We start from the raw sequence: 11,634 nt of genomic DNA on the forward strand, positions 1-11,634 counted from the left end.
GTCCGGCACCGCCGAAAACAAACCCTGCACTTCCAGCATCGATCACCTCCTGTCTATAAGGAGGCGTCAACGCATGGCCTTCAACGCGGATCGACGCGCCGAAAAGTCATATGCGATAGCCCTGCCCGCAGAGGGGGGAGGGACGGCGCTGGGCTCAGTCCCCGCGCGGCCGGATCACAGTGGCCCTGCCCCCGTCCACCAACAACTCGGCCGGCACCGGATGGCTCAGGAACCCCGTCGGGCTGGCGGTGAGCCCGTAGGCGCCCGATTGCAGCACGGCGACGAGATCGCCCTCGGCCAGCGCCGGCAGCGGGGCGGCGCGGGCCAGCACGTCGAGCGGCGTGCAGAGCGGGCCGGACACGGTGCAGGGCGACGCCCCCTCCCCTTGCCGGACCGCCACCACGGGAAAGTCCCGCTTGACGATCTGGCCGAGATTGCCGCTCGCGGCGAGGTGGTGGTGCATGCCGCCGTCGGTGATGACGAAGCGCTGCCCACGCGAGGGCTTCACCGCCAGCACGCGGGCGACGTAGACCCCCGCCGGCCCGGCGAGGTAGCGGCCGGGCTCAAGCACCACGCGGGCGCCCGCCAGCATCGGATTTTTTTTGACGGTTTCAATCAAAGGTGGCAGCCCGGCGCGGAGCGCATCGAGATCGAGCGTCGCGTCGCCGGAAAAATACGGGATGCCGAGCCCGCCGCCGAGATCGATCGTTTCCAGCGGCCGCCCGGTTCTTTTGGCTATTTGCGCCGCGAGATCGAGGCCGTAGGCCCATTGCCCGAGCAGCGTGTCGGCCTTGAGCCCCTGCGTGCCCGCGAACAGGTGGAGCCCGACGAGGTAGAGGCGTGGTTGGCCCTCCACCGCGGCGACAGCTTCGAAAAGCTCTTCCTCGTCGAAGCCGAACGGCGAGGGTTTTCCCCCCATCCGCATCGCCCCGCCCTGCGCCGTCGCGCCGGGATTGATCCGCAGCGCCACCCGCACGGTCGTGCCGTGCCGCTCGGCCGCGGCGGCCACGCGCAACAGCTCCTCGCGGTTTTCGAGATGGATTTCGCCGATGCCGCCGCCGACCACCCGGTCGAGATCGGCCGCCGACTTGCCCGGTCCCGCGAACAGGATTTTTTGGGGGGGAACGCCGGCCTTGAGGGCGGCGTCGAACTCCGCGCCCGAGGCGATCTCGGCGCCGGCTCCTTCCGCGTGGAAGACGCGGATCACCGCCGGGTTGGGGTTGGCTTTCACCGAGTAATCGACCTCGGCGAAGCCCGCGACCGCCGCGCGGAGCGCCCGGTAGGCCCGGCGCAGCAAGTCCGCGTCGTAGACGAAGAGCGGCGTGCCATGCCGCTCAGCGAGGTCGTTCAGCGGCAGGCCGCCGACGTGGAGCACGCCGCTCGCATCGCGGGAAAAGTTTTGGGCGATCAGGGTGGTGGCGAGGTCGGGCGCGGCTTGGGTCATCAGACGCAGCCTTCTCCTCGGAGCGTGAGGCGGCCGTGTTCACGCATCAACCCGTGGGCAGAACAGTGCGCCTCTCCTCCCCCTTGCGGGGAGGAGGTAGGAGGTGGGGGTGGTGCAGAATGAGGCGTTCCGGTGCCTCCTGCACGACCCCCACTCCTACCCCTCCCCGCAAGGGGGAGGGGAACGCGTTGGCGATGTCGCGCCAGAGGGAATGTCTCACCCATCGGCCCGGATCTCCGCCGCCGCGCGTTCGGCGGTGAGGCGCTTGTAATCGACCTTGCCGTTGGGCGTGGTCGGCAGGGCGCTCACCGCCTCGATCGAGCGCGGCACGAGGTGGGGTGCGAGCGCTTGGCGCAGGCGCTGCATCACCTCCGCGGTGGCGGGCGCCTCGTCGGTCGGCACGGTGACGGCGTGGATGCGCTGGCCGAGGCTCGGGTCGGGCAGGCCGATCACGGCGGCCGCGCGGAAGGCGCCGGTCTCCATCAGGGCCGCCTCGACTTCCGTTGGGCTGACGCGGAACCCCTGCGTCTTGATCATCGCGTCCTCGCGGCCGATGAAGCGGAAGAAGCCGTCCGCATCCTCCACGGCGAGGTCGCCGGAGCGGCAGACGAGGGCGGGTGCCTGTCCCGCCTGGGGGAACGGATCGGGCACCAGCACGCGGGCGGTGTCCTCGGGGCGCTTCCAGTAGCCCATCGAGACGGTGGGGCCGCGGTGATGCAGGATGCCGGGCTCGCCCGGCCGGGCCCGCCGCCCATCGGGCGTCACCAGGAAAATCTCGGTCTCGGGGATGGCGCAGCCGATCGAGTCGGGGCGCCGGTCGATCTCGTCCGGCGGTAGGTAGGTCGAGCGGAAGGCTTCCGTCAGGCCGTACATCAGCACCACGGCCGTGTGCGGCAGGCGCTGGCGCAGCCGCGCGATGGTCGGCACCGCGAGGCTGCCGCCGGAATTGGTCACGTAGCGGAGCGTCGAGAGGTCGGCCTTGGCGAGGTGCGGGGCGGCCCGCGTCAGCAGCGTCCACAGGGTCGGGACTCCGGCCAGCCCGGTGATGCGGTGGGTCTCGAGCGCGCGCACCACGTCGTCGCCGAGCCGCGGCGTCAGCAGCACGATCCGGGCGCCCTGCTCGACCGTGGTGAGGAGCTGATTGAGGCCGTAATCGAACGAGAACGGCAGCACCGAGAGAATGCGGTCGTCGGACTGAATCCCGAGATAGGTCCGCACGATGCGGGTGCCGGCGATCAGGTTGGCGTGGGAGAGCATCACCCCCTTGGGCAGGCCGGTCGAGCCCGAGGTGTAGAGGATCGCGGCCAATCCTTCGGGCGCCGGCGCGCCGGGGGTGAGCGGCTTTTCGCCGGGCTCGGCCGTCTCCTCGGTGAGGATGCAAAACCCAAAAAAATCGTCCAGCGCGCCTTCCAGGCTGTCGGCATGGCCCCGGTCGGTCAGGAGCGCGCGGGCGCCGCTGTCGGCGACGATGTGGCGGACCTGGCGCGGGCGAAGGCTCGGATGGATCGGCACGAACACGCCGCCGGCCGCGCTGATCGCGAAGAGGGCGACGCATTCGCGGATCGATTTCGGCAGCAGGATCGCGACCCGGTCGCCGGGCTTCAGGCCGAGCGCGGTCAGGCGTGCGCTCAAGGCGGCGACGCGGGCCCGGAAGGCGCCGTAGGTCAGCGTCTCGGCGCCGTCCACGACGGCGACCGCCGCGTCGGCGCCCGCGCGCGCGAGCAGGTGATGCAGCAGGCTCGGGGCCATGGATTCGGTCAGGCGGGGCGCCGGTCGTCGATGAAGTGGGCCAGCGTGTCGACGCTCTCGAAATTCGAGAGGTCGAAGCTGTCCTCGTCGATTTCGACGCCGAAGCGGTCGCCGAGATGCATCATCAGATCGAGGATGCCGATCGAGTCCAGCGCGTCGCTGGTCACGAGCGAGGTCGAGCCCGTGACCGAGCCGGGGGGCAGGCCCGGGTTGCGGGCCGCGATGAAGGCGAAGATCGCCTCCTTCACGTCAGCCATCGACTGGACCACGGCCGTCGCCTTCCCCCAAAGAACCTCGCGGCGGATGAGGCTCGCGGCTTACGCCCAAACGGGGGGGCAAGTCCATCGCGCGCGGCGCTCGCTTGACTCGGGGGCCGCCGACCGGTGCCGTGCTCCGCATGACGTCGAGCGACATGAACACCGCCCCGAGGCCGCGCCGCGTCCTCGTGCTGGGCGCCACCGGTACGATCGGGCGGGCCACCGTGCGGGCGCTGGCGGCGCGCGGGCACGCCGTGACCTGCCTCGTGCGGCCGGGTTCCGATCCGGGGCTGCCCGCGGGGGCCGCCGTGCGGTTCGCCGACGTGACCGATCCGGTGGCGCTCGCCCGCGACGGCGTTCGCGGCGAGGCGTTCGACGCTTTGGTCTCGTGCCTCGCCTCGCGCACAGGCGCGCCCCGCGACGCCTGGGCGATCGACCACGATGCCCACATGAACGCGCTGGCGGCGTGCCGGGAGGCGGGCGTCGGCCACGTCGTACTGCTCTCGGCGATCTGCGTGCAGAAGCCGCTCCTCGCCTTCCAGCACGCCAAGCTCGCCTTCGAGGTGGCGCTGATCGCGTCCGGGCTCGACTACAGCATCGTCCGGCCGACCGCCTTCTTCAAATCGCTGTCGGGGCAGGTCGAGCGGGTGCGGCGGGGAAAACCGTTCCTCGTGTTCGGGGACGGACGGCTGACCGCCTGCAAGCCGATCTCGGACGACGATCTCGCCGCCTATCTCGCGGATTGCCTCGACGATCCGGAGCGCCGCAACCGCGTGCTGCCGATCGGGGGCCCAAGCCCCGCGATCACGCCGCTTGCGCAAGGGGAAGCGCTGTTCGCCCTGCTCGGGCGCGAGCCGCGCTTCCGGCACGTGCCGGTGGGGTTCCTGGATGCGATCATCGCCGTCCTGAGCGGGCTCGGGCGCGTCGTGCCGAGGCTCGCGGCAAAAGCCGAACTCGCGCGGATCGGGCGCTACTACGCCACCGAATCGATGCTCGTCCTCGATCCGGCGACCGGGCGGTACGATGCCGACGCGACGCCCTCGACGGGCTCGCAGACATTGTTCGAGTATTACGCGCGGCTGGTGCGCGGCGAGGCCGTGGCCGAGCGGGGGGAGCACGCGGTGTTTTGATGCTGGTCGCGATGGGGCCGCGTTTGATCAGCCCATCCCACCCAATCCCCTCATCCTGAGGTGCCGCGAAGCGGCCTCGAAGGAGGGCTCCAGGGATCGCGCGGCTGGCTGGAGCCCTCCTTCGAGGCTCCGCCTTCGGCTGCGCACCTCAGGATGAGGGGGATGGGTTGGAGGGGCGGGGCGAGCGGGCCCTCAGACCCCCGCCTCATCCTCCGGGATCACGTCCACCTCGACCGTCAGCTTCTGCGCGCCGGCCGAGGAGACGATGCCGTCGATGGGGGCGACGTCACCGTAGTCGCGGCCGCGGGCCACGACGATGTGGTCGTTCTGGACGACGCAGTCGTTGGTGGGGTCGAGGCCGATCCAGCCGTAGTCCTGCCCGCACCACAGGGCGACCCAGGCGTGGCTGGCATCGGCCCCGCGCAGGCGGGGGCGGCCGGGCGGGGGGCGGGTGCGGAGGTAGCCGCTGACATAGGCCGCGGGCAGGCCGAGGCCGCGCAACCCCGCGATCATCACGTGGGCGAAGTCCTGGCAGACGCCGGCCCGGAGCGCGAAGGCCTCGGCCAGCGGCGTCGAGACGGTGGTGGCCTTGGCGTCGAACTTGAAGTCGTTGCGCATCCGCCGCATCAGCTCGACGGCAGCCCCGTAGGCGCTGCGGCCGGGGGAGAAGCTGCCGCGGGCGTAGTCGGTGACCGCGGGGACGAGGGGCACCCGCTGGCTGCGGAACTGGAAATGGGCCGGGCCGTCGGGGCCGAGGCTCGGGAGCGCCAGCGCCGCCTCGCGCACGGCCTCCCAGGCGGGGCCGGATTCCGGCGGCGGGGGGGCGGCGCGCTCGACTTCGACCCGCGAGAACGCCTCGACGGAAAACGTGGTGTGGGGCGCGTCGAGGACGAGGCTGACCGTGTCGAGGCCGAAGAAGTCGCGCCGCTCCAGGCGGCTCTTCGGGGCCGGCGTGATCGCGACCGTGCTCTCGATCACCCGCTGCCCGTCGCCGTCGCGCGGGCGCAGGCGCAGGGTGCAGCGAGCGGAGCGGACGGTGCGGGCGTAGCGGTAGGTGGTGAGGTGGCGCAGGCCGTAGATCACGCGAGACCCGTCAGCTTCTCGGGCCGCAGCGCCTCGGCGCCGCTGGGGAAGTAGCGGCCGGCGATGCCGTCGGCGAGGCGTTCCAGCTCCTCGGCCAGCACTTCCAGGCCCTCGCCGTCGATGTCGGCGGCGGGCGCGGTCTGGAAGGTGCCGGCGAGCGTCAGCGCGTGGCGGCGGTGCGGCTCGGGCAGGCCGTCGGCGGCGAGCGCGGGCAGCGCGTCGAGATGGGCGACGATTCTACCCATCTGGTAGGCGACCGAGCGCGGGTTGTAGGGGTCGAGCACGCCCATGTCGCAGACGGCGTCCCGGCTGACGCCCGCGAGATACCGGGCGCCGTAGGCGATCTGCGAATCGACCAGCGCCAGCATCACGCCCAGATCCTCGGCGCTGGCGTCCGCGCCGCAGAAGGCGGCGGCGAAGCCGCAGGTGTTGATCGCCCGCTCGATCCGCCGGCCCATATCGACGAAGCGCCAGCCCGCGCCGTGGTTCATGTTCTCGTGGGCGAGACCGTTGAGCGCCGAGAGATGGCCGAGCGCGCGCTCGGCCCTGCCGCGCAGCTGCGCCTCGGTCGGGGTGAAGACCTCGCTGAAGACGAGGGTGTCGCGCAGGTCCGCCAGCGAGCGCCACGCCTCCGCGGGGAGGCGTTCGCGGAGCGAAGCTGCGATGCGGCGGGCCTCCAGCGCGTGGTTGAGGGCCGAGCCGTAATGGTCGCGCCCGCTCAAGGCCTCCTGGGCCAGCACGGCGGTCGGCAGGTCGGCGGCCTCGACGCAGTGCCATTCCTTCAGGAGCGCGCGGATGCGGCGGGCGGTCGGCGCGTCCTCGGCGGCGCAGGGGTCGGCGGTGATCGCTTCGCCGAAGCCGCCGAGATGGGCCTGGACGAGGCGGATCACGGCCTCGGCCCGCTCCAGATAGCGCCCGAGCCAGAACAGGTTGTCGGCGGCGCGCGACGGCAGGTGGCCGGCGATGCGGCGGATGCGCGGCGGCGTGGTCAGCACGAGGCTCGGCGTATCGACGGGCGTGTCGGACAGCACCCACACGTCGGCGGAGCGGATGCCGGCGCGCATCTCGCTCGGGTCGGCGTCCTCGCGCTCGGCGACGCGGCAGAATGCGCTCGGCAGCACGCGCCAGCCCTCCGGGGTCCAGGCGGCGAAGACCCGCATGACGAAGGGCCGGGCCACCAGCGCCCCGTCCTGCCAGGACGGCATGGTCGAGAGCGCGGCGGATTCCTGCGCCACCCAGTCGAAGGCGCGCTCGCGGAGCGCGGCCAGCGCCCGCTCGCGGGCGGCGCCGAAGGCGATGGGGGCGAGCAGCGCGTCGCGCTCGGGGCCGCGCACGGCGGTTGCCGCGGGTCGCAACGTCAGGGCGTCGAGATGGTCGAGGGTATGGGCGAGGCCGTCGGGGTCGCCGCACCACCATGTCCGGGGGCCGGTGAGCCGCAGATCCTCGCCGGTGAGGGCTTGCGCGATCCGCGGCAGGTAGGGACTGAGCGCGGCCGATTCGACCACGCCGGAGCCCGGCATGTTGCCCATCACCACGCCGCCCCGGCGCAGCACGTCGAGGAGGCCCGGCACGCCGAGGCGCGAATCGGTGCGCAGTTCGAGCGGATCGAGATAGTCGGCATCGATCCGGCGCCACAGGGCGTCGGCGCGCTTGAGCCCCGCGATGGTGCGGACATGGACGAGGCCGTTGCTGACGACGAGGTCGTCGCCCTCGACCAAGAGGAATCCGAGATAGCGGGCGAGCGCGGCCTGCTCGACATAGGTGCTGCTGTAGGGGCCCGAGGTCAGCAGGCAGATGCGCGGGTCGCTGCGCTCGCAAGCCGCGGCGAGGCCGGAGCGGAACGCCTGGAAGAAGCCCGGCAGGCGCTCGACATGCAGGTCGGCGAACAGGTCCGGGAAGGCGCGGGCCAGCACCATCCGGTTCTCCAGCGCGTAGCCGAGGCCGGACGGCGCCTGGGTCCGGTCGGCGAGCACCTGCCAGCGCCCGTCGGGGCCCCGGCCGACATCGGCGGCGTAGATCGGCAGCCAGCGCCCGCCGGGCGGGGTCAGGCCGTGGGCCGGGCGGAGGTATTCGGGGCTGCCCGCGACGACGCCCGCGGGCAGCAGGCCGTCGGCCACGAGCCGGCCCGGCCCGTAGATGTCGGCGACGATGCGCTCCATCAGCCCGGCGCGCTGGACGATGCCCGCCGACAGCTCGGCCCAATCCGCGGCGCCGATGACGAGGGGCAGGGAGCCCAGCGGCCAGGGATGCTCCTGCTTGTCGCCGTAGACCCGGTACGAAATCCCCGCATCGCGGATATGCCGCTCGGCGGAGAGGAAGCGGGCGGCGATCTCGCGGTCGTCGAAGCGGCCGAGCCGGTCGAGGAAGCGCGGATAGGCGCCGCGCAGCGCGCCGTCCGGCCCCACCAACTCGTCGGCGCGGCCCAGGTGCAGCCTGTAGCCTTCCGTCCAGCGGCGGATGCGCGAAGCCGCCTCTTCGGTCGCCGAGACCTCTCGGGCCGCCGCGGCCGGATCGGGGCGCGCGGCCCCGTCCACAGCAAGGGCGGCCGCAGGACTCATCTGGGAGCAGGCGTGCGCAGGTCGAGGGTGAGCGGGAACTCGGTGGTGCGCTCCTCGGGCGGCATCGTCACGGTGCCGGGGGTGTGGCCCATGGCCTCGAAGCGGGCGAGACGGCGCCCCTCCGCCTCGTAGGCGTTGACCGGGAAGCTCTCGTAGTTGCGCCCGCCCGGATGGCTCACGTGGTAGCGGCAGCCGCCGAGCGACCGGCCGCTCCACGAATCGAGAATGTCGAAGGTCAGCGGCCCGTGCGGCGGGATCGTCGGGTGCAGCGAGGAGGCCGGCTGCCACGCCTTGAACCGCAGGCCCGCCACCGCCTCGCCCACGGCGCCGGTCGGCGTCATCGGCAGGCGCCGGCCGTTGCAGGCGATCACGTGGCGGCCGGGGACGAAGCCCTCGACCTTCACCTGAAGCCGCTCGACGGATGCATCCACGAAACGCACGGTGCCCCCGGCGGTCCCCTCTTCGCCCAGCACGTGCCAGGGCTCCAACGCCTGCCGCAGTTCGAGGCTCACGCCGCCCTGCTCGACCCGGCCGAAGACGGGGAAGCGGAACTCGCGCTGCGCCGCGAAGGCCTGGGCATCGAACTCGTACCCGCCGACGCGGAGGTCTTCCAGCAGGTCGAGGAAGTCGGCCCAGAGGAAATGCGGTAGCATGAAGCGATCGTGGAGCGCCGTGCCCCAGCGGACACAGCCGCCGGTCCGCGGCTCGCGCCAGAGCCACGCCACGATGGCGCGCAAGAGCACCTGCTGGGCGAGGCTCATGCGGGCGTCCGGCGGCATCTCGAACGAGCGGAATTCGAGCAGGCCGAGCCGCCCCGTGGGGCCGTCGGGCGAGAACAGCTTGTCGATGCAGATCTCGGCGCGGTGGGTGTTGCCGGTGATGTCGGCCAGGATGTTGCGGAACAGGCGGTCCACCAGCCAGTGCGGGATGTTGGCCTCGCCTGGCCCCGGCACCTGCGCCATGGCGATCTCCAGCTCGTAGAGACCGTCGTGGCGCGCCTCGTCCATGCGCGGCGCCTGGCTCGTTGGGCCGACATAGAGGCCGGCGAACAGGTAGGACAGCGACGGGTGGCGCTGCCATGTCAGCACGAGGCTCTTCAGGAGGTCGGGCCGGCGCAGGAACGGCGAATCGGCCGGGCTCGCGCCGCCGAGCACGACGTGGTTGCCGCCGCCCGTGCCGGTGTGGCGCCCGTCGATCATGAACTTTTCGGCGCCCAGCCGCGTCTGGCGCGCCTCCCCGTAGAGGCCGCGGGTGATGTCCACCGCCTCGCGCCAGGAGGCGGCGGGATGGACGTTGACTTCGATCACGCCGGGATCGGGCGTGACCTTGATGACGGACAGGCGCGGATCATAGGGCGGCTCGTAGCCCTCGATGTGGAGGGGTCGGCCGACCGCCTCGGCGGCCTTCTCCAGATGGCCGACGAGGTCGAGATAATCGTCGGCCCGCTCCAGCGGCGGCATGAACACGCACAGCACGCCCTCGCGCGGCTCGACCGCCAGCGCGGTGCGCACGGCCACGCCCGAGACGCCGCCGCCATTGGCGCGGTCGGCGCCCTTGGGCAGGGGCGCGCCGGGATCGGTCGGCAGGCTGCCACGCTCTTCGAGCGGGTCCTGCGGGTGATAGTAGGGGTAGGAATCGGACGGGACGTGCGGCAGCGAGCCGAGCGGCAGGCGGAAGCCCATCGGCGAGTCGCCGGGGCTGAGATAGGCGCCGCCGCGGCGGAACTCCCAGGCCTCCGAGATCCAGGCCCTGCCCTCGCCGGCGGCGAGGTTGGCGAGCGGCAGGACGTAGCCGACGGGCTGATCCAGGCCGCGTTCGAACACGCGCTTGAAGCGGGCATCGGCCTCGACGCTGCCGGTCTGCGGGGCGGAGGTGGTGACGTTGACCGGAAGCTCGCTCTCGCGGCTCTTCCAGTAGACCGCGTCCTCGTAGGCCGGGAAGACGAAGCGGGCGAGGCCGAGCCGCTCGGCGAGCGCCCCGAGCAGCGCCTTGGCGTCGGCCACGGTCGCGTCCTTCGGGCCGGTCTCGGCGGCGATCCGGTCGGCGTTCCGCCAGATCGGCTGGCCGTCCTTGCGCCAGTAGAGCGCGAAGGCCCAGCGCGGCAGGCTCTCGCCAGGATACCACTTGCCCTGGCCGTAATGCAGCATGCCGCCCGCGGCGAATCGGTCGCGCAGGCGGCGGATGAGCTGGTCGGCGAGCCCCCGCTTCGTCGGGCCGACCGCCGCGACGTTCCACTCGGGCGATTCGAAATCGTCGATCGACACGAAGGTCGGCTCGCCGCCCATGGTCAGGCGCACGTCCTGCGCCTTGAGGTCGGCGTCGATGCGCTCGCCGAGCGCGTCCATGTCGGCCCAGACATCCTCCGAGAACGGCTTGGTGATGCGCGGGGCCTCTGCCACGCGGGTGATCTTCATCTCGTAGGAGAATTCGACCTCCGCCGGCTCGGCGAGGCCGGAGATCGGGGCGGCGCCGTGGTAGTGGGGCGTGGCGGCGAGCGGTATGTGGCCCTCGCCGGTGAGCAGGCCGGAGGTGGCGTCGAACCCGATCCAGCCCGCGCCGGGCAGGTAGACCTCGGCCCAGGCGTGGAGATCGGTGAAGTCGTTCGACGTGCCCTTGGGGCCATCGACCGCGACCGTGTCCGGCACGAGCTGGATCAGGTAGCCCGAGACGAAGCGCGCCGCGAAGCCGAGGCGGCGCAGCACCTGCACCAAGAGCCACGCCGAATCGCGGCAGGAGCCGCTCTTCAAGGTCAGCGTCTCGGTCGGCGTCTGCACGCCGGGCTCCATCCGTACGCCGTAGGCGACCTCGCGGGCGACCAGCTCGTTGAGCGCCACGAGGAAGGTGACCGTGTGGGTCTCCTCCGGCACGCGCTTCAGGAAGGCGTCGATCTCGGGCCCGCCCGCGTCGTCGAGGACGAGGTAGGGCGCGAGCGCGAGCTTCAGGTCGTCGTGATACGCGAAGGGGCGGCGCTCGGCGTACGATTCCACGAAGAAGTCGAACGGATTGATCACCGCGAGGTCGGCGGTGAGATCGACCTCGACCCGGAACTCCTCGGTCTTCTCCGGGAAGACGAGGCGGGCGAGCCAGTTGCCGCTCGGGTCCTGCTGCCAGTTGATGAAGTGGTTCTCCGGCACGACCTTCAGCGCGTAGGCCGGCACCCGGCTGCGGGTGTGGGGCGCGGGGCGCAGGCGGATCGTCTGCGGCCCGAGCGCGATCGGCCGGTCGTAGCGGTAATGCGTGACGTGGTGCAGGGCGGCTTGGATCGACACGGAATCTCCGGACGTCTCGTCTGGTCTCGAACGGCCTCGCGCGGCCTTGAGGGGCTTTCCCGCGCTTATACGACCGCGGCGGGGCGAGGCACGCCGGAAAAAGCAAGAAGCGTGCTTTGGGGATGAGCATGCTTTGGGCATGCG

The 11,634-nt window shown here is 72.0% G+C and carries 7 protein-coding genes; 1 reads left to right on the forward strand and 6 read right to left on the reverse strand.

Annotation, left to right across the window (positions count from 1 at the left end):
• Positions 1-154: 154 nt before the first annotated feature.
• From AAHG03_RS23325 to AAHG03_RS23335, 3 genes are all read right to left on the reverse strand, one after another.
• Positions 155-1,444 carry a type III PLP-dependent enzyme gene (locus AAHG03_RS23325; protein ID WP_342153598.1) on the reverse strand — a complete coding sequence of 430 codons (1,290 nt, stop codon included), beginning with the start codon at positions 1,442-1,444 and terminating at the stop codon, positions 155-157.
• A gap of 216 nt (positions 1,445-1,660) precedes the next feature.
• The gene (locus AAHG03_RS23330; RefSeq protein ID WP_342153599.1) at positions 1,661-3,193 is read right to left on the reverse strand and encodes an AMP-binding protein; all 1,533 of its coding nucleotides are present in this window, start codon (positions 3,191-3,193) and stop codon (positions 1,661-1,663) included.
• 8 nt (positions 3,194-3,201) lie between these two features.
• Positions 3,202-3,450 carry an acyl carrier protein gene (locus tag AAHG03_RS23335; RefSeq protein WP_342153600.1) on the reverse strand — a complete coding sequence of 83 codons (249 nt, stop codon included), beginning with the start codon at positions 3,448-3,450 and terminating at the stop codon, positions 3,202-3,204.
• A gap of 188 nt (positions 3,451-3,638) precedes the next feature.
• Here AAHG03_RS23335 and AAHG03_RS23340 point away from each other — a divergent pair, with 188 nt between their 5' ends.
• A complete protein-coding gene (locus tag AAHG03_RS23340) occupies positions 3,639-4,580 on the forward strand; it encodes an NAD(P)H-binding protein (RefSeq protein ID WP_342153661.1) in 942 nt (313 codons plus the stop codon).
• A 192-nt stretch (positions 4,581-4,772) separates the two neighbouring features.
• Here AAHG03_RS23340 and AAHG03_RS23345 read toward each other — a convergent pair whose 3' ends face one another.
• The 3 genes from AAHG03_RS23345 to AAHG03_RS23355 are packed head-to-tail and all read right to left on the reverse strand — an operon-like array spanning position 4,773 to position 11,490.
• Entirely contained in the window at positions 4,773-5,663 is an 891-nt protein-coding gene (locus AAHG03_RS23345; protein ID WP_342153601.1) for a transglutaminase family protein, read from the reverse strand.
• The gene (locus AAHG03_RS23350; protein ID WP_342153602.1) at positions 5,660-8,221 is read right to left on the reverse strand and encodes a circularly permuted type 2 ATP-grasp protein; all 2,562 of its coding nucleotides are present in this window, start codon (positions 8,219-8,221) and stop codon (positions 5,660-5,662) included. Before AAHG03_RS23350 ends, AAHG03_RS23345 begins: the two co-directional genes overlap by 4 nt.
• On the reverse strand, positions 8,218-11,490 hold the full coding sequence (locus AAHG03_RS23355; protein WP_342153603.1) for a transglutaminase family protein: 3,273 nt from the start codon (positions 11,488-11,490) through the stop codon (positions 8,218-8,220). Before AAHG03_RS23355 ends, AAHG03_RS23350 begins: the two co-directional genes overlap by 4 nt.
• Positions 11,491-11,634: the final 144 nt, after the last annotated feature.

This window comes from Methylorubrum subtropicum, assembly GCF_038442325.1.
In the GTDB taxonomy this organism is placed as follows: Bacteria; Pseudomonadota; Alphaproteobacteria; order Rhizobiales; family Beijerinckiaceae; genus Methylobacterium; species Methylobacterium subtropicum.

Bases quoted from the DNA above. Each gene is read 5' to 3' on its own strand.
- AAHG03_RS23325 (WP_342153598.1), bottom strand. From the start codon at position 1,444: ATGACCCAAGCCGCGCCCGACCTCGCCACCACCCTGATCGCCCAAAAC.
- AAHG03_RS23350 (WP_342153602.1), bottom strand. From the start codon at position 8,221: ATGAGTCCTGCGGCCGCCCTTGCTGTGGACGGGGCCGCGCGCCCCGAT.
- AAHG03_RS23335 (WP_342153600.1), bottom strand. From the start codon at position 3,450: ATGGCTGACGTGAAGGAGGCGATCTTCGCCTTCATCGCGGCCCGCAAC.
- AAHG03_RS23330 (WP_342153599.1), bottom strand. From the start codon at position 3,193: ATGGCCCCGAGCCTGCTGCATCACCTGCTCGCGCGCGCGGGCGCCGAC.